Annotated in this window: 17 protein-coding genes; 11 read left to right on the top strand and 6 right to left on the bottom strand. The window is 53.6% G+C overall.

The window, feature by feature from the left end:
* Window position 1: 1 nt before the first annotated feature.
* The 11 genes from HOL66_10795 to HOL66_10745 all read left to right on the top strand — a co-directional run bounded on the left by HOL66_10795 (window position 2) and on the right by HOL66_10745 (window position 11266).
* A complete protein-coding gene (locus tag HOL66_10795) occupies window positions 2-1204 on the top strand; it encodes an acyl-CoA dehydrogenase (protein ID MBT5244726.1) in 1203 nt (400 codons plus the stop codon).
* Window positions 1205-1209: 5 nt separating this feature from the next.
* A complete protein-coding gene (locus HOL66_10790) occupies window positions 1210-2220 on the top strand; it encodes a phosphotransferase family protein (GenBank protein ID MBT5244725.1) in 1011 nt (336 codons plus the stop codon).
* Window positions 2217-2504 carry a hypothetical protein gene (locus tag HOL66_10785; GenBank protein MBT5244724.1) on the top strand — a complete coding sequence of 96 codons (288 nt, stop codon included), beginning with the start codon at window positions 2217-2219 and terminating at the stop codon, window positions 2502-2504. The genes HOL66_10790 and HOL66_10785 overlap by 4 nt, the downstream gene beginning before the upstream one ends.
* Window positions 2501-4075: a gamma-glutamyltransferase gene (gene ggt, locus HOL66_10780; GenBank protein MBT5244723.1), complete on the top strand. Its 1575-nt coding sequence runs from the start codon at window positions 2501-2503 to the stop codon at window positions 4073-4075. Before HOL66_10785 ends, ggt begins: the two co-directional genes overlap by 4 nt.
* 9 nt (window positions 4076-4084) lie before the next feature.
* Entirely contained in the window at window positions 4085-5062 is a 978-nt protein-coding gene (locus tag HOL66_10775; GenBank protein ID MBT5244722.1) for an XdhC family protein, read from the top strand.
* The gene (locus tag HOL66_10770) at window positions 5055-5636 is read left to right on the top strand and encodes a nucleotidyltransferase family protein (GenBank protein ID MBT5244721.1); all 582 of its coding nucleotides are present in this window, start codon (window positions 5055-5057) and stop codon (window positions 5634-5636) included. Before HOL66_10775 ends, HOL66_10770 begins: the two co-directional genes overlap by 8 nt.
* A gap of 60 nt (window positions 5637-5696) precedes the next feature.
* Window positions 5697-7367, top strand: coding sequence for a choline dehydrogenase (betA, locus tag HOL66_10765; protein MBT5244720.1), 1671 nt, complete (start codon window positions 5697-5699; stop codon window positions 7365-7367).
* Window positions 7348-8076 carry an HAD family hydrolase gene (locus HOL66_10760; protein ID MBT5244719.1) on the top strand — a complete coding sequence of 243 codons (729 nt, stop codon included), beginning with the start codon at window positions 7348-7350 and terminating at the stop codon, window positions 8074-8076. Before betA ends, HOL66_10760 begins: the two co-directional genes overlap by 20 nt.
* A complete protein-coding gene (locus HOL66_10755) occupies window positions 8076-8939 on the top strand; it encodes a hypothetical protein (protein ID MBT5244718.1) in 864 nt (287 codons plus the stop codon). The genes HOL66_10760 and HOL66_10755 overlap by 1 nt, the downstream gene beginning before the upstream one ends.
* Window positions 8940-8948: 9 nt before the next feature.
* Window positions 8949-10313, top strand: coding sequence for an aspartate aminotransferase family protein (locus HOL66_10750; protein MBT5244717.1), 1365 nt, complete (start codon window positions 8949-8951; stop codon window positions 10311-10313).
* Window positions 10314-10465: 152 nt separating this feature from the next.
* Window positions 10466-11266, top strand: coding sequence for an AEC family transporter (locus HOL66_10745; protein ID MBT5244716.1), 801 nt, complete (start codon window positions 10466-10468; stop codon window positions 11264-11266).
* On the opposite strand, the gene HOL66_10740 is transcribed toward HOL66_10745, so the two are convergent.
* The 6 genes from HOL66_10740 to HOL66_10715 form a co-directional block, all read right to left on the bottom strand.
* Window positions 11263-12348 carry a zinc-binding dehydrogenase gene (locus HOL66_10740; GenBank protein MBT5244715.1) on the bottom strand — a complete coding sequence of 362 codons (1086 nt, stop codon included), beginning with the start codon at window positions 12346-12348 and terminating at the stop codon, window positions 11263-11265. The two genes, HOL66_10745 and HOL66_10740, sit on opposite strands and share 4 nt — an antisense overlap.
* Before the next feature lie 127 nt (window positions 12349-12475).
* Window positions 12476-13324 carry a phosphonoacetaldehyde hydrolase gene (locus tag HOL66_10735; GenBank protein ID MBT5244714.1) on the bottom strand — a complete coding sequence of 283 codons (849 nt, stop codon included), beginning with the start codon at window positions 13322-13324 and terminating at the stop codon, window positions 12476-12478.
* A 19-nt stretch (window positions 13325-13343) separates the two neighbouring features.
* Complete coding sequence (locus tag HOL66_10730) at window positions 13344-14468, bottom strand: 2-aminoethylphosphonate--pyruvate transaminase (GenBank protein ID MBT5244713.1); 1125 nt, start codon at window positions 14466-14468, stop codon at window positions 13344-13346.
* A 92-nt stretch (window positions 14469-14560) separates the two neighbouring features.
* Window positions 14561-16261: a putative 2-aminoethylphosphonate ABC transporter permease subunit gene (locus HOL66_10725; GenBank protein ID MBT5244712.1), complete on the bottom strand. Its 1701-nt coding sequence runs from the start codon at window positions 16259-16261 to the stop codon at window positions 14561-14563.
* Window positions 16258-17358 carry a putative 2-aminoethylphosphonate ABC transporter ATP-binding protein gene (locus HOL66_10720; protein MBT5244711.1) on the bottom strand — a complete coding sequence of 367 codons (1101 nt, stop codon included), beginning with the start codon at window positions 17356-17358 and terminating at the stop codon, window positions 16258-16260. Before HOL66_10720 ends, HOL66_10725 begins: the two co-directional genes overlap by 4 nt.
* 102 nt (window positions 17359-17460) lie before the next feature.
* On the bottom strand, window positions 17461-18492 hold the full coding sequence (locus tag HOL66_10715; protein MBT5244710.1) for a putative 2-aminoethylphosphonate ABC transporter substrate-binding protein: 1032 nt from the start codon (window positions 18490-18492) through the stop codon (window positions 17461-17463).
* Between the last annotated feature and the right edge of the window lie 25 nt (window positions 18493-18517).

The following is an 18517-nucleotide window of genomic DNA, read 5'->3' as shown; positions in this document are numbered from 1 at the left end:
CATGGATTTCAGCCTGTCACCCGAGATTGAGGACTTCCGTATTCGCATTCGCGACTTTGTTGCAACCCACGTGATACCGCTTGAGGGTGATTCTGAAAATTTCGATGAGCACGAAATGCTGCTTGAGGGGCCGGTCAGGGTGCTTCGGGAAAAGGCCCGCGCACAAGGACTGTGGTGTTTGCAAATGCCAAAAGCCCGGGGTGGTCAGGAATTGGGCCTCGTTGGCATGGCCGCTTGTTATGAGGAAATGTCGCGCTCGCCATTCGGCCCACTGGCCTTTAATTCCATGGCCCCGGATGATGGCACCATGATGGTGCTGGAAAAGGTGTTGCCTAACGAGGACATGAAACAAAAATGGCTACAGCCGCTTGTCGACGGAGAAGCCCGTTCGGCCTTCGCCATGACCGAACCTCACCCAGGGGGTGGTTCTGATCCTTCAATGATGCTGACGACCGCCGAAAAGAAGGGCGATAAATGGGTAATCCGCGGGCGTAAGCATTTCATTACCGGCGCCGAAGGGGCAAAGCACCTGATCGTCATCGCCAAAACCTCTGACGATCCGCGCAAGGGCCTGACGGCTTTCATCCATCACGCCGATGATCCGGGCTGGCATATCGAACGGCGCATTCCGATCATGGGGCCTCAGGAACACGGCGGGCATTGCGAAGTCATTTATGACGGCCTTGAAATTCCCGATGATCAGCGCCTGCTGGAAGTTGGGGATGGCCTGAAAGTCACGCAAATCCGGCTTGGCCCGGCGCGCCTGACCCACTGTATGCGTTGGTTGGGACAGGCCAAACGAGCCCTGGAAATCGCCGCTGAGTACACCGCCAAGCGTGAAAGTTTCGGCATCAAGCTGGACGAGCATGAAGGTGTTCAGTGGATGATGGGTGAAGCCGCCATGGATATCCAGATCGGTCGCATGTTGACCATGCACGCGGCCTGGATGATTGATCAGGGCGACTTCGCCAAAAAGGAAATCTCAATGGCCAAGGTGCAAGTCGCCGATACCCTGCACAAAGCCATCGATACCGCGATCCAGCTTTGTGGTGCCCATGGCTATTCCAAGGATACCCTGCTTGAGTGGATGTATCGTTACGCCAGACAGGCGCGGCTTGTGGACGGCGCTTCGGAAATTCACAAGATGGTGTTATCGCGTCAACACAAGGCAGAAGGCATCGACTTCTGGTCCTGGGGAGTCTGAATTTCGTGCGTCCTGATGAAATTCAATCAAGGCTGGAACCTTGGCTGGCACAAGTTTCTGGTGCGAACAGCGTTAGTTTATTTGATATTGAAAAACTTTCCGGCGGCGCTATTCAGGAAAACTGGGCTTTGTCCGTGACGTTTTCCTCTGGGTCTCTCGCAGGGATGCAGAAACTGGTGCTCAGGACCGATGCACCTTCCATTGTCTCGGCCAGCCTGAACAGGTCGCAAGAATATGCTCTATTGAAAACAGCTTTTGAAGCCGGGGTCTGCGTTCCCGAACCCTTGTGGGTATGCGATGATATGGATGTGCTGGGACGAAATTTTTTTATGATGCGTCGGGTTGGAGGCTTCGCGGCGGGTCATAAACTGGTCAGGGATCAATCCCTTGGTGCTGATCTTCTTAAACAGTTGGGGCAGCAACTGGCAACGATTCACATGATCACCCCGCCCAGTGATGAGCTGTCCTTCCTAAAGGTTCCGGATGACGCCCCGGCCCTTCGTGATATTGTCCAATATCGCGGTTGGCTGGATGAATTCTCGGCTCCATACCCTGTTCTTGAATGGGGATTGAGTTGGCTGCAGCGCAACGCCCCTGCAAACACGGAAATTGTTCTCAATCACCGGGATTTTCGTACCGGTAACTATATGGTCCATGATGGAGATTTAAGTGGAATTCTTGATTGGGAATTCGCTGCCTGGGGCGATCCAATGGCCGATATTGGCTGGTTTTGCGCCAAGTGCTGGCGCTTTGGTGCGACAACCAACGAAGCAGGGGGTATTGGCGACAGGTCGGATTTCTACAGCGCCTATGAAGCGGCAAGTGGCAGAACCATCGACGAGAGCGCGGTTACATATTGGGAAGTCATGGCCCATGTGCGCTGGGCTATTATCGCCGTTCAACAAGGCAATCGATTTTTCATAGACGGTGAGGAAAACCTGGAGGCGGCGCTGACCGCCCATGTTTTACCGGAACTTGAATTGGAAATCATGCGCATGACGGGGAATGGGACATGAAGGACAGCGGTAAACTTCTTGAATTGGCCCGGCGCGCTCAGCAGGGCGATGGGGCAAATGATAAATACACCACATTGATGATCGCCAACGCCTTGGCCATCGTCGCCCGGCAAAATGAACGAACGGAAGATGAAGATATTGAGGAAACCCGCGGCTTGGCCCGGGATATTCGCGCCGGAAACGTTGGCTTAAATTCAACACGCTACGATTCCGTCTATCAGCTATTATGTGATCAGGCGCGACAGAACGTTCTGATCAGCAATCCGGGATACCTTGATAAATGACAGCCTTTCAAAACCCAGGTCGTTCCGCCGTCTACGGTGACACCCACATGGCGGCTACCTCCCACCCGGCGGCTTCGGCGGCGGCCTATTCAATTCTGGAAGCCGGTGGCAACGCCGTCGATGCGGCACTGGCCGCCAACACCGTCCTGTGCGTGGCCGAACCCCACATGACCGGTATTGGTGGTGACTGTTTCGTACTTTATGCCCCTGCGGGCGGTGGTGTGGTGGCCCTAAATGGTTCGGGGCGTTCTGCGCAAGGCGCCAGTGCGGCATCTCTACGCGATCAGGGCGTCAGTGAAATTGCTGATACGAATGCCCACGCCATGACCGTTCCGGGAGCCGTTGACGCCTGGTGTCGTTTGCACGGGGATTACGGAACGTTACCGCTTGAACAATTGCTGGCCCCGGCGATCACTTTGGCCGAAAATGGTAGCATCATCACGCCCCGTGTTGCTTATGACTGGCAAAGCTGCCATGAGAAGTTGTCGGACAGCGCCTCGGCCCGTGGTGTCTTCCTGAATGATGGCGAACCTTTCAAGGCTGGTGATCGTTTTGCCAATCCGGCCCTTGGCAAAACTTTGGGACGTATCGCCAAGGAAGGCCGCAGCGCTTTTTATGAAGGCGAAGTGGCCGAGGAAATTGTCGGTTTGCTAAACAACCTTGGCGGAACCCACACCCTTGATGATTTCGCAAACCAAACCAGCGACTATGTCGATCCCATCAGCACAACCTACAAATCCCACGAAATTTTTGAATGCCCCCCCAATGGGCAAGGCATCATCGCTCTTATGATCCTCAACATCCTTGAGCAATTTAATGGAGACTACTCGGAAGCCGATCACGTTCATCTGTTGGCGGAGGCGACCAAATTAGCTTACGGACACAGGGATTTTTATCTGGCCGACCCGGCCAAGGCAGCTGTCCCCATCGATATGCTTTTATCGCAAGGTACGGCCCGCCAGATTGCCGTCGACATTGACATGAACCAATCCCAACCCCATACGCCGTATAAGGAAGTTGAACACAAGGACACGATCTATCTTTGCGTTGTTGATAAGGACGGCAATGCGATCTCTTTTATCAACTCATTATTCAATTTCTTTGGTTCCACCCTGTTTGCTAAAGGAAGTGGCGCATTGCTGCACAGCCGGGGGACCGGTTTCAGTCTTGAAGAAGGGCACTTCAACGAACTGATGCCCGGAAAAAGGCCCCTTCACACGATCATCCCCGGCATGGTTATGAAAGACGATAAAGTGGTCGCCCCCTTTGGCGTTATGGGGGGGCAATACCAGGCGACCGGCCATGCCAATTTTATTAGCCGGGTTTTGGACAGGGGCATGGATCTTCAGGAAGCACTCGATCAGCCCCGCAGTTTCGCATACGGTGGGCCGTTGGGTCTTGAGGCCGGATACGATGAAGCCATGGTTGTCGAAATGACCGCCAGGGGGCATCAGGTGATCCGCCCGCCAAGCCCCTTCGGTGGTGGGCAGGTGGTCTGGATTGACCGCAAGCGCGGTGTCCTGATCGGCGCTTCGGACCCCCGCAAAGACGGTTTCGCTATTGGAAGGTAAGACACCTTGATGAATTCCGAAATTCTTCAGCAAGCCCTCGACTGGTTAGAGCAGGGGCATACCCTTGCCATGGCAACAGTCGTCAGTACCTGGGGATCATCACCGCGCCCGGTTGGCGCGCAGTTAATCATCAATGACAAAGGCGATTTTGCCGGTTCTGTTTCAGGCGGTTGTATCGAAAGTTTCGTTGTTTCCGAAGCCATTGACATCATTGCCGATGGCGGTGTGCTTAATCTTGAGTACGGTGTCAGCGATGAGATGGCGCGTGAAGTGCGACTTGCTTGCGGTGGCGACATAAAAGTTTTTGTCGAGCGCTGCCCGGAGCGGGCAATGCTGGAAAAACTACGAGACAGCCAACCCATTGCCCGCGTTGTCGATACACAAAGCGGGAAGACGGCACTGCTTGATCACGATAACCTTGAGGGTGATCTTGACGATCAAAAACTTTCAGATGCCCGTCTTCTTCTTAAGCACGGAACCAGTGGTTCGATTGGCAGCAAGTTTGTGAAAGTTTACGCACGACCCCGAAACCTTGTCATCGTCGGGGCCGTTCATATAGCACAGACCCTGGCCCCCATGGCCGCAGCTATCGGCTTTCATGTTTCGGTTATTGATCCACGGCCTAAATTCGCGACACCGGAACGTCTGCCCGGCGTCACCATCATCACCGACCGCCCGGCAATGGCTGTTGATCACATCGCCCTTGATAACTGGGCAGCCGTCGTCGCCCTGGCTCACGATCCCTTGCTTGATGATCCGGTGTTGGTGGCGGCATTGAAGTCAGACGCTTACTACATTGGCTGCCTTGGCAGCAGGAAAACCCACGCGGCAAGACTGCAAAGATTGCGCTCGCAAGGGTTTGCCGAGGTAGATTTTGAACGTCTGCACGGTCCTGTCGGGCTGGATATTGGTGGAAAGTCACCCGGAGAAATTGCCGTTTCGATCCTGGCTGAAATCATCGCCGTCGGTAACGGTAAACATGAGTAGCCCTGTCACCGCCATTATTCTGGCGGGTGGCACCTCACGCAGGATGGGGGCGGTTAATAAACTGCTTATGGAGTGGCGTGGTCAACCAGTGATTTGCCACGTTGCCCAGACAGCAGTTGCGAGCAGGGCAGGGCGAACAATTGTTGTAACAGGTTATGATAACGACGCCATTTCAAATGCCCTTGAGGGGATCGATGTCAAAATCGTTCACAATCGGTATTTTGAAGATGGATTATCGACATCTCTCGTAGCGGGCATCACAGCACTTGATGAACAGACAGCCGGTGCGGCCATTTTACTTGCCGATATGCCGATGCTCCATGCTGATACCCTTAACGCCCTGATTGATGCCTTTGTGGACGCTCGGGGCCGCATGATTTGCGTGCCGGTTTGTCAGGGGCGCAGGGGCAATCCGGTACTCTGGCCGCGCTCTTGTTTTTCCGATATTCTGCAATTATCCGGGGACAGGGGCGCCAGGGATTTGATGACAACATTTAAAGATCAGGTGTACGAAGTCAGCTGCACAGATGAAGGTGTTCTGAGGGATTTTGATAGCCCTGACGATATAACTTGATTGGACCGTCAATACGGTTGAAAAGCATCTAGAAGATTGACGGTTATTTAGGATGACAAGATGACGGAATGGAAAAAGACTTCAGAAACATTTGATTTCGTCATCGTTGGTGCCGGTTCCGCCGGTTGCGTCCTTGCTAATCGGTTAAGTAAAGAACCTGAAAACAGAGTGCTTTTGCTGGAAGCCGGCGGTGGCGACCGTTCCATCTTCATCCAGATGCCGACGGCCCTTTCGATCCCCATGAATACGGAAAAATATAACTGGGGATTCCATAGCGAGCCGGAGCCTCATCTGGGCGGACGACGATTGCATTGTCCGCGCGGCAAGGTTTTGGGAGGATCATCCTCAATAAATGGCATGGTCTATGTCAGGGGCAATGCCCTGGATTATGACGGTTGGGCAGCAGATGGCGCTGACGGATGGTCCTATGCCGATGTGTTGCCTTACTTTCAAAAATCTGAAACCAGCAATCGTGGTGAAAATGCTTACCGGGGAAATTCAGGGCCGCTTCACACGACGACGGGTCACCTGAAAAACCCACTCTATCAGGCGTTCGTGGACGCCGGGGTGGAGGCAGGTTACAGCCGCACCGAAGATCCTAATGGTTTCCAGCAAGAAGGCTTCGGCCCGATGGATATGACGGTACGTAAAGGGGTGCGCAGCAGTACCTCCAACGCATATCTGAAACCGGCGATTTCCAGGCATAACCTTCATGTCAGCGCTGGCACCATCGTGTCACGTATCCTGTTTGAAGACGGCCGCGCAGTCGGTGTTGAGTACAAGCAAGGCAGCAACGTATACCGGGTCAATGTGCGCCGTGACGTGATCTTGTCGGGTGGGCCAATTGCCTCGCCGCAACTGTTGATGCTTTCAGGCGTTGGGGATCAAAAGGAACTGTCGGATATCGGCATTGACGTTGTTCACCATCTTCCCGGTGTCGGCAAAAACTTGCAAGATCATCTGGAACTATACGTGCAACAAGAATGCACACAGCCGATCAGTCTTTATAGTTCACTCAATCCCATGGCCAAGGCGATGATCGGCATTCGCTGGATTTTGACCCGTGGCGGCCTGGGCGCCACAAACCATTTTGAATCCGGTGCTTTTATTCGCAGCAGGGAGGGGATTGCCTGGCCTGATATTCAATATCACTTCCTGCCAGCCGCCATGTCATATGATGGTAATTCGGTCGCCGAGGGGCACGGCTTCCAGGCCCACGTTGGGCCGATGCGATCGAAAAGTCGTGGCCGTGTGTGGTTGACGTCGTCTGAGGTGTACGATGATCCGAAGATTCTTTTCAATTACATGTCCCAAGAAGAAGATTGGCAGGAAATGCGGCAAAGTGTGCGTCTGACCAGAGAGATTTTTACGCAAAAGTCCTTCGATCCCTACAGAGGCAAGGAACTTGCCCCGGGGGACGATGTTCAAAGTGATGATCAAATCGACGCCTTTGTTCGCGAGACGGTGCAGAGCGCCTACCATCCTTGCGGCACATGCCGTATGGGTGTTGGCACAGACGCTGTCGTTGATCCGCAAACAAAAGTTCACGGCGTTGAAGGCTTGCGTGTGGTTGACTCATCAATTATGCCGACAATCACCACCGGTAATCTCAATGCGCCAACCATCATGATCGCCGAAAAAGCCGCCGATATGATTCTGGAGCATCCTGCATTGGCTAAATCAAAGGCCCCGTTCTTCAAGGCTGACAATTATGAATCATCACAACGTTAAAGCCCGCCAGCCGGTGCGTGGTATTCTGTTCGACAAGGACGGAACGTTGCTTGATTTCACCCCGACCTGGCTTCCTGCCTATCAGGCCGGCGCACTGTTCGCCGCCGGTGGTGACGAAGCCAAGGCCCGGCACATGATGGTGTCGACCGGCCTGGATGAGCAAACAGATGATTTTGCCCATGGCTCCTTGCTGGCGTCGGCGACAACCGACCAGATTGCCGAAGCATGGATTGCGCTTGGCGCTGATCATTCAGCTGCCCAGTTGACGTCGTTGCTTGACGGGATTTTTGCTGAACAAACCGCCATCTCCTCCGCACCATTTCCGGGTTTGTATGAATTGATTTTTGAGCTTTCAGAAAAAGACATCGTCCTGGGTCTTGGCACCAATGACGGTGAAGGCAGCGCAAAGGAATTCCTGAAAACCGCCAACATCGATCCCTTTTTCTCGTTTGTCGCCGGTTACGACAGTGGCCATGGCGGCAAGCCTGCGCCGGGTATGATCCTGGCGTTTTGTGACGCCCATGATCTGGAGCCGGGGTCGGTTATGGTGGTTGGTGACAATCACTGCGATCTTGAAATGGGCCGCGCCGCCGATGCGGGTTTCGTGGTCGGTGTGCTAAGCGGCAATGGCACCCACGACGAACTGGCACCCTTTGCCGACGTCATCATTAGCGGCATTGAAGAGTTTTCACTTCTGGATTTTGATTAGTGGATCTGACGATTACGATGATGGTGCTTGTTTCGGCTGCCCTGCATCCGTTATGGAATGCGCTGATCAAACGCCAACAACGGGCCGACGGTGCCTACATTGGCCTGGTTTTCATGTTGATGACCTTGTCGTTCCTTCATGCCATGGTGCAGGGGTATGACCTGACAAGTGCCGCCAAGGTGTGGCCGTTGATCGCTATATCGGTGATGGGGCAACTTTTATATGGTTCGTCGTTGACCATCACCCTTCGCCGTGGCGACCTATCCAGTTATTACCCGATTGTCCGTTCCTCGCCGTTGGTTATTGTCACCATCGGCGTCTTGTTTCTTGACCAAAGTTATTCCTGGACCTTGCTGGCCGGGATCGCGTGTGTGCTCATTGGCGCATTCGCTCTGCAATACCGGCGTGGTTCACATTTGCTGGATGATCCCAGAACCTTGATGTTTGCGGTTTTGGCGATGATTGGAACCGGTATTTATTCAATTGTCGATTCACGGGCCATGCAAAGTGTTGAAGCGCCGGTGTTGTTTTTCTGGATCGAGGTTTTTAGCCTGCCTTGCTACCTGATCCTGTTTCGATTATTCAACACGCCGGGAACCGGTTATAGCGAACTGTTTCAGTGGGCAAGAAACCCTGTCCAGTTTATCGGTATCGGCTGTATTTGCTACCTTTCCTATATTTTGATCTTAACGGCCTACGGCATGGGCGGCGATGTGGCGGCGGTGACGTCAATCCGCCAGGCCTCTATCCCCATCAGCGTCATTTTAGGTGGCCTGATGTTTCGGGAAGGAAGCATGATCCGACGCTTTGTGGCTTCCTGCCTGCTTGCTTTTGGTATCGTCGTCATCGTCGTCATGGGGTAGGGTTAGCCTATGGGTAAAGATATTCTTCATCCCAGCGAAGGGGACAGCAATTTAAGTCCCGGACGGGCAGAATGGTCGCGTAGCGTAGCTGATGGAAAATCGGCAAAGCTGCTTGCTGAAGATGCCGATCATTTCCTGCGTCAATCCCTCTCGACTCCCTGTCTGGCCGCCATCACCAAGGCCGATGGCATTTGGCTTGAGGACGCCGATGGTAACCGCTACATGGATTTTCATGGCAATAATGTCCACCACATTGGTTATGGAAACAAACGCCTGATCGCGGCCCTTAAAGATCAGATGGACGACCTATCCTTTGCTCCCCGGCGTTTTACCAATCAGACGGCAGTCGACCTTGCCGCCAAATTGACAAGCATTGCGCCAAAGGGATTAAGCAAGGTGTTGTTCTCGACAGGTGGGTCGGACGCTAATGAAATGGCCCTGAAACTAGCCCGCGCCGCAACCGGTCGCCACAAGACCATTTCGTTCTGGGATGCTTTTCACGGGGCCGGTTTTGGGGGAGCCAGTGTTGGCGGCGAGTCCTTGTTCCGTTCAGGTCCCGCCGGACCTCTGCTTTCAGGGACAGAGCATGTCGCGCCGTTTTCCTGTTACCGCTGCCCTTATGGCTACGCAGGGCCCGATCTGTCGGTCTGCAAGATGACCTGCGCCGAAATGGTTCGTTACGTTCTGGAGAAGGAAGGCGATGTTGCAGCCGTTATCGCCGAACCTGTACGCTCTGTACCCTACCTGCCTCCGCCGGGATTTTGGAAGTCCGTTCGCGAGGCTTGCAATGACCATGGCGCATTGTTGATTTTTGACGATATACCAAATGGCCTTGGTAAAACCGGGCGGATGTTTTCCTCTGATCATTTTGATGCTGTTCCCGATATTCTGACCCTTGGCAAATCGCTCGGTGGCGGCATTCTGCCCATTGCGGCGATGATCACCCGGCCTGAACTGGATGTCCTTGAAGATCGCGCCCTTGGTCACTACACCCACGAGAAAAACCCTGTGACCTGCCGGGCGGCGCTAACGACCATTGACATTATTGAAGACGAGGGCCTTGTCGAAAATGCGGCCAGGGTTGGCGCTCATGCATTGGAGCGTCTGAACGACATGAAAAATCGCCATCCCGTCATCGGCGATGTGCGCGGTATAGGATTGGTGATGGGGCTTGATCTGGTTGAAGACGTTGAAGCCAAGGCCCCAGCCATGGCCGCCGCCGACCGCATCCTCTATCGCGCTCTGAAAAAGGGCCTGAACTTTAAAACCACCATGGGCAGCGTCCTGACCCTGACGCCACCGTTGATCATAACCACCCAGGAAATGGACCAGGCGCTGGATATTCTCGAAGCTTGCATCGCCGAAGAGGCATAAGAGCAAGCCAATGGGCATTGTCTTCGAGATTCTTTTGCCGGTTTTTGCACTCGTGGGCCTGGGCTTGTTGTTGCGCAAGCGCGATATCGTTCCGCAGGATAAGTGGCCAGGTATTGAACAGGTTTGTTTCTGGCTTTTTTTTTCCGGCAATTATGGCAGAAACCCTGATCAAGGCGGACTTAAGCAGTGTCCCGCTTTCAGGTGTCGTGGCGACCATGTTGCTTGCCGTCCTGACCATGCTGATGGTGATGCTTGTCCTCAAACCTGTGCTCTACCGGTTTTGGAACATGCAGGGGCCTGCGTACACGTCCATCTTTCAGGTCAGCACCCGTTGGAACGGGTTTATTGCGCTGGCGATTATCCTGAAGCTGTTCGGTGGTACGGGCGTCGCCATTGTCGCCGTCGCCCTTGCGGTGATGGTGCCTATTATTAATTTTGAAAATGTTCTGGTTCTTGCCACTTTTGCCTCGTCAGAGCGCCCACCCTTGAAGAGGGTCGCCAGGCTGGTTTTGTTTAATCCGCTGATCTGGGGGTGTGTTAGCGGCCTGTTGATCAACGTGCTGGGAATTCCTGTGTGGGAGCCGATCATGACCCTGCTCGACCTGCTGGGATGGGCTGCACTGGGGGCCGGGTTGTTGTGCGTTGGGGCGGGGCTCAGGGTTCGTCATGCCCTGAAACCTTCCCGCGATGTGCTTTTGGGTGTGGTCATGAAACTTTTCGCCATGCCTGTTTTTGTCACCATCTGGGCGGTGGTTTTCGGCGTCACCGGGATGGCGTTTCAGACCGTTATCGTCTGCGCTGCGGTGCCGACGGCGATGAATGGATTTTTGCTGGCCCGCCAGATGGGTGGCGACGCGGAACTCTACGCGGCTACCGTCACCGTGCAGACGGCGCTTTCATTCTTAAGCATTCCATTGCTGTTGTATCTGGCCAGCCAGTTTTCACCTCTTTAATTGTAAGGCGGCACGTCAAGAACAAGCTTGCCGGTGTGTGCTTTGTCCAGAAAATCCTTTTGGGCCGTGACGATATCCCGCAGGAGATAGGTTTTCGCAACAACTGGCTTGATTTCTCCACGTTCGATATAACCGATAAGATTAGCGAAGACGCCCGGTTCCAGGATGGTGCAGCCAAAAAAGCTGAGGTCCTTCAGGTAAAGGGTGCGCACATCAAGCTCCACCATTGGCCCTGCGATGGCGCCGGAAACCGCGTATCTGCCACCGGGTTTCATAATCTCCAGCAACTGTGACCAGTCTGGCCCGGCAACAATGTCGACGACTGCGTCAACCTGATCGGTGCCAAGGGCTTTGGTAAGATCGTCGCCCCTGGGAATGATCATATCGGCCCCCAGCGCCCTGACCTCACCCGCCTTGGCGGGGCCGGAAACGGCGATGATCCGTGCGCCGCGCCTTTTTGCCAGTTGAACAGCCGCCGAACCGACACCGCCTGAAGCGCCGGTTATCAAAACCGTCTCGCCTTCTTTAAGTGACAGGCGGGTTAGCATGTTTTCAGCGGTTGAATAGGAACATGGAAAGCTTGCCAACTCGACGTCACCTAGTGGGCTGTCAATCCTATGAGCATGGACCGCAGGAGCCGTGGTGAATTGTGAAAACCCGCCATCGCATTCTGAACCAAAAAAGCGGGCCGTGTAGGCCCCGTCCTGATCCACATCGCGTAAACAGGGTTCGATGAGGACTCGCTCGCCGATTCTTGCGGGGACGACACCTTGCCCGACGGCGGTAATACGTCCGCACACATCAATGCCCTGAATGCGCGGGAAGGTGAGCGGGTCACCGCCCCAGGTGGCGTCCTGTTCAACGTCTCCTGTGCCATCGCTGGCTGCCGTCTCAACGCTTACAGATTTTGAATACCAGCCAATGCGGGTATTGATGTCGGTGTTATTGACGGCGGCTGCGCCAACCGCGACAAGCACCTCGCCCGGTCCTGCTACGGGAATGCTGATGTCTTCACGATATTCAAGTTGTTCAAAGCCGCCGTGGCCGTTCAACAGAACGCCGCACATTTTTTTTGTCTGCATTGCATTTCCACCTTAACTTTGAACGGATGCAGCTAGCTTTGTCGCAGAATTTCAAGGCTAAGGCCATAAATGAAAAGGGCGGCTCTGGATAGAACCGCCCTTATCGGGTCAGAAGGTTTGACGACGCCTAAGGTCGTTCGCCCCGGGCCAGACGCTTGTTGATGTCGTCAATGACTTTCGGCAATTCGGCAATGCTGTCGACGACGTAGTGAGCGCCAGCTTGTTGCAGAATTTCCTTGGTCAGGTTATTGCGACGGGCAATTTCCTTTTTCGGCATCTTCTTGGCTTCGGCCAGTGAGTTGATGTTCATGTAGTTACTGTAAAGCGACACGCCGACGCCCCAGCAACCGGCTTCAAGCGCTTCACCGACGCCTGACGTGGTGTCATCAACCTTGACGATGGACTGCACCGGGTGGACGTCCATCAGGTCCATGTTTTTAAAGACCATAAACGGTTTTGGCCTGGCGCCGTGTTCAACATCGTCACCGGCGACGGTGGCATCGATAACAAAGCCTTGTTTTCTGGCGTCCTTGGCGAGGATTTCGACCATGGCCCTAAGGAAGCCGGTCGAGCTGCCAATCATGATGCCGCGTTTTTTTAGCTCCTTGGAGCACTTGGCCGCACCGGGAAGCAGGGTGGTGTACTTCTTCAGGACTTTAAGCTGCATGGGCACGAAATCGGCGAACATGCGGTCAACGTCCTTCTGGTTTGGTGCTTTGCCGTGAATTTTCTTCCAGCGTTCGCTAATCACCGGGTCCTGGCTCATCGCCTTGATGTGCAGGTCCTTGCGCAGACCCATGGGGCCGCGTGCTTCGAGCATGGAAACATCAACACCCTGATTTTTAAAGGCTTCGACGAAGACGACGGCGGGGGCCAGAACATAGGCATCGGCAATGGTGCCGCTCCAGTCAAGGACGACACCCTTGACCTTGCCTCGGTAACCGCGCTGGTAAACGTAATTTGGATCGTAAGACATTGGTAAAACTCCTGTTGGTTTAAGCAGGGGCGCCGGTTGTGACGCCCATTTCGGTTAGGGTCTCGCGCACGGCTTCCAGTGCGCCTTTCATTTCTGTTTCGCCAAGTTGGCCGATGCAGCCCATTCGGAAACTGTCAGCAACGGTCAATTTGCCGGGATAGATAACGTAATCCTTGTCTTTTAGTTTGTTGTAGAATGTCTGGAAGTCGAATTTCGGATCGGCAGGCATGTGGAAGGTAACGATGATCGGGGCTTGCAGATTGCCTGATAAAAGGGTCTTGAAGCCCATTTCGGCCATCCCATCGATAAGAATGCAGCAGTTGTCCCGGTAGCGTCCGCCGCGTCCGGCAAGTCCACCTTCGGCTTCATAGAGGTCGAGGGCTTTGTCAAAAGCGCAAATGACATGTGTCGGCGGGGTGAAACGCCACTGGCTGGTTTTTTCCATGGCTTGCCATTGATCGTAAAGGTCCAAGCTCAGGGAATGGGCATTGCCTTTGGCCTTTTCCAGCGCCTGCCTGGAAATGATGGCAAAACCCATGCCCGGCACACCTTCCAGGCATTTGTTGGACGATGCCATGGCGGCCTCGAAGGGGATTTTCTTAACATCAAGTTCAATGGCGCCAAAGGCGCTCATGGCGTCGATAATCAGGGCGCGGCCACGGTTGGCGACGACAGCGGCTATTTCCTCGACCGGGTTTAGGATGCCCGATGTGGTTTCACAGTGAACCATGATGACGTGGCCGATGTCGCTGTTTCCAGCAAGAATGACATCCACATCATCTGCATTGGGCGGCGTGTCTTCCGGCGTTTCAAGGATTTGATAGTCGCGCCCGGTGATATCAAGAATCTTGGCCATGCGATGACCGTATGCTCCATTGACCAGCAACAGGGATTTACCCTGCTTGGGGATCAGGGTTCCAAGGGTCGCCTCGACGGCAAAAGTGCCACTGCCTTGCACCGGTACGCAAACATGGCTGTCCGCGGCATTGGCAATAGCGACGATGCGACTGAGTACCCGTGCATTGGTTTCAATAAAACCGGCATCACGAGATCCCCAGTCGTGCAACATGGCTTGCTTGGTTTCTGGTGCGGTTGTCAGGGGGCCTGGGGTGAGCAGGAACGGATCACCTGTTGGACTGGGCATACGGAAGCTCCTGTTATGAGTCGCCGCAGTATCGGTCAGAAACGGTCAAAAGACCACAATTAAATTCATATGCCGGATGTTTTTTTGTAGCCTTAACGTTGTCGCCAAAGCTGTGATCGACGCGCCATGCCACGGGTGAAAATAGCGTGGAAGATACGCACCGTTGCTGAAACAAAGACGATCATTACACACATGGCAGCCGCAGGGGCGACATCACCGGCATCATCCATGTTCAGCGCGGCAACGGATGCCAGATTGGTCTCTGTGGAATATAGGAAAATCACCGCCGAGACCGTCGTCATGGCGTTGACGAACAGGTAGATCGAGATATCCAGAATGGCCGGCAGGCAAACCGGCACCGTGACCTGGATAAAAGTCTTGAAGAACGGCACCTTCAGGGATGCAGACACGGCTTCAAATTCCGGGTCCATTTGTTTAAGGGCCGTCATCGCGGTCATGTGCGAGACCGTATAAAAGTGGGAAATGGTACAGATCACCAGGATCGCCATGGTCCCGTAGATGAAGTTCAACGGATTGTCCGGGTGGTTAAAGAAGAAAATATAAGCCAACCCCAAAACCATGCCCGGAACCGCCATGGGCAGAATGCACAGAAACTGGATAGAACCACGCACCGCCCCAAACCCCTTGGCCTTTTCAACCATATAGGCACCGGTAAAGATAATGGTGGTGCCGATAACGGCCGTATAAAGAGCCATGGTGATCGAGTTGGAGAACGAATCCCAGCCCCCGCCATCCATCACATCAAAATCATAATTGGTCAGCGAAAAGGCCATGTTGTAGGGCCAGAAGGTGACGAACGAGGCATAGATCGCCATGCCCAGGATGGACACAATAAGGAAGCCAATGAAGGCGCAATAAACGAACATGAACGTGTCGAAAGCACGTGCCGGTTTGGCTTCGTAAGGAACGGCGCGGGCGGTCAACAGGGCGACTTGTTTGCGTTGCACGATACGATCGACGATGAAGGCAAGGATGGCCGGGATCAACAGGACAACGCTGACGACAGCGCCCATTTCAAAGTTTTGTTGGCCGATAACCTGCTTATAGATATCGGTGGCCAGAACATTGAATTGGCCGCCGATGACCTTGGGAATACCGAAGTCGGTAATAACCAGAGTGAAGACAACGAAGATGGCACTGATCAGGCCGTATTTGATACCGGGCAGGGTAACGGTGAAGAAAATCTTCATACGGCTGGCGCGCAAGGAAAGCGCTGCTTCATACAGGCGCCCGTCAGCGGTGGAAAGGGCGGTAATCAATATCATCAGGGCGTGCGGGAAGGTGTAAAAAACCTCGCCCATGATAATGCCGATGGGACCGTAGATTTCGTTGCCGAACAGTAACCCCTTGATCACACCTTGCTGACCGAAAAAATAGACGAATGAAATCGCCGGCAGCAGTGAAGGGGCCAGAATAGGAATCAAGGCGATGGTTTTAAAAAAACCTTTACCCCACATCGTGCTGCGGGTCAGGGCATAAGCGAACTGGAAGGCAAGAGTAATGGTAATGAGCGTTGAAACGATGGCGATAAAGAAACTGTTTTCGATGGAATAGAATAATGCCGGGGTCGAAAAATATTCCTGGAAATTGGCGAGGCCGATAAAATCACCATCATGGTTTTCGGTGCTTTTCGACAGCATGAAATACAGTGGCAAAAGCACGGCGACCACCATCCACACCCCGACCATGACGATAAAGCCACGCATGATCCTGTCGTCACGGCTCAGCTTGGGTTTGATGGCGGCAATGCTTGCTAGCGCCACGTCACTCATTGCGCGGCCTCGCTGTCAGTAAACACCCTCAGTCGGCTGGCGGGCAGGCGAACCTGTATCGCTTTGCCTTCTTCAATGCCAATATCGCGGACCAGGTTGATCGAGAAATCGGCCAGCAATATGGAGCCTTCCTCATCATTGAGCTTCAGCATCGCCCGGTAAAAGGAGCCTAAAAACTCCAGGTCAACAACAATGGTTTCGATAATGTTATCGGCCCCGCTTTCGATGTCACGGGTGATGACGTCCTCGGGGCGGATGCTGACTGTGACAGATGAACCGATTGGCGGATCTTCCATCGGGGTTCCCAGACGAACATCAACGTCGCCGATCCGGATTTTGTCGATTGCCTTGACGCTGGCTTTAAGGAAATTCATGGTGCCGACAAAATCAGCAACGAAAGGACTTGTCGGGCGACGATAAATTTCCAGCGGGCTTCCTACCTGATCAATGGAGCCTTCATTCATTACGACGATGCGGTCGGCCATGGTCAGGGCTTCTTCCTGATCATGGGTAACCATAATCGTCGTCACCCCAAGTTTATGCTGAAGCTGTTTAATTTCGTGGCGCAGATGAACGCGGACCTTGGCGTCCAGGGCGCTTAAAGGTTCATCAAGGAGTAACAGTCCGGGTTTGGTTGCCAGGGCCCGGGCCAGGGCGACGCGCTGTTGCTGACCACCTGAAAGCTGGGCCGGGTATTTTTGGCCCTGTTCAGGCATACCGACCAGTTCCAGAAGTTCGCTGACACGCGCGCTGATTTCAGCTTTCGGGGCCTTTCGGTTTTCAAGCCCGTACCCAACATTGCGGCTAATGCTGAGATTGGGGAAAAGCGCGTAAGACTGGAAGACAATACCGAAATCCCGCTCCGAAGGTGGCAGATTGGAAATGTCCTTTCCGCCTTGCTCAACCGAACCCGATGTCTGAATATCAAGACCTGCTATGGCGCGCAGAAGGGTCGTTTTGCCACAACCCGAAGGCCCCAGAAAGCAAACAAATTCGCCCTCAAAAATTTCCAGTGAGACATTCTTAAGGGCGGTAAATTCCCCGAACATCTTGGTGACGTCACGAATTTGTAAATATGGCTCGGTAGACTCAGACAAGACATCCCCCTTACGCTGATTTTTATTGACCTACCCTAAAACAAAAGAAGGACCGGGGATACACCCGGTCCTTCATATTTGTTTCTGCTCGCAAGTAAGACTTTACTTGGGATCAGATTTTGAATCGTAGCGACCCTGCCATTCGGCCAGGATGCGCTTGCGGTTCTTGGCAGCCCATGCGAAGTCGTTGTCGATCATCTTGGTGGCGACTTCAGGTGGGAAGAATTCGACCGCTTTGGCGACACCAGGCATACCAACAACAGCGTAGCCTTCGTTGTACATTTCATTGGCTTTTCTGGAAATGGACCAGTCGGCCAAAGTCTTGGCAGCACTCATCTTTTTGGTGCCCTTGATGATGGCGGTTGCTTCCATATCCCAACCAATTCCTTCTTCGGGAATAACGATATCCAGCGGAGCGCCTTTGGCTTTCGACTTTGCGCCACGGAAGGCGAATGAAATACCAATGGGAATTTCACCAGCCGCCGCCAGTTTGCAAGGCTTGGAACCGGAATGAGTATAACGGGCGATGTTTGCATGTAGGCCGTCCATAAAGGTCCAGCCGCCGCCTTCACCAAACAATTGCAGCCATGATGAAACGTCAAGGAAGCCGGTACCAGATGAATTCGGGTTCGGCATAATGACATGGCCTTTGTAGACCGGGTTCAGCAGATCACGCCATTTAGTCGGTGTTGGCAGGCTGTACTTGGCGGCTTCAACCGTATTAACGCAAATTGAGGCAACCCAGGCATCCATGCCGGTCCAGCTTGTCGGATTGGCTGAATCGCGGAATTTGGGATCAAGTTTTTCAACGCCTTTTGGAGAATAAGGCTCCAGCATTCCTTCGTTACCGAGTAGCATCAGGCTGGTCGCGGCAAGGCCCCAAACGATGTCAGCTTTTGGGTTATTCTTTTCGGCAAGCAACTTGGCTGTCACGATACCGGTGGAATCACGGACCCATTTGATCTCGATGCTGGGGTGCTCTTCATTAAAGCGTTTGGCGTATTTTTTCAGATCCTCAGCCTCAACCGCCGTGTAGACGGTCAGGGTTTCCGCATGGGCCTTGAATCCGACACTTGCTACGAAAGCGAGGGCAGCCGTTGTCGCAATCAGTTTTGAAATTTTAAATGACTTCATCTTTATAAACATGGAATTGAGATTC

The organism is Rhodospirillaceae bacterium (assembly GCA_018662005.1).
Taxonomy (GTDB): domain Bacteria; phylum Pseudomonadota; class Alphaproteobacteria; order Rhodospirillales; family JABHCV01; genus JACNJU01.
This window is presented reverse-complemented; position numbering and strand designations above follow the sequence as displayed.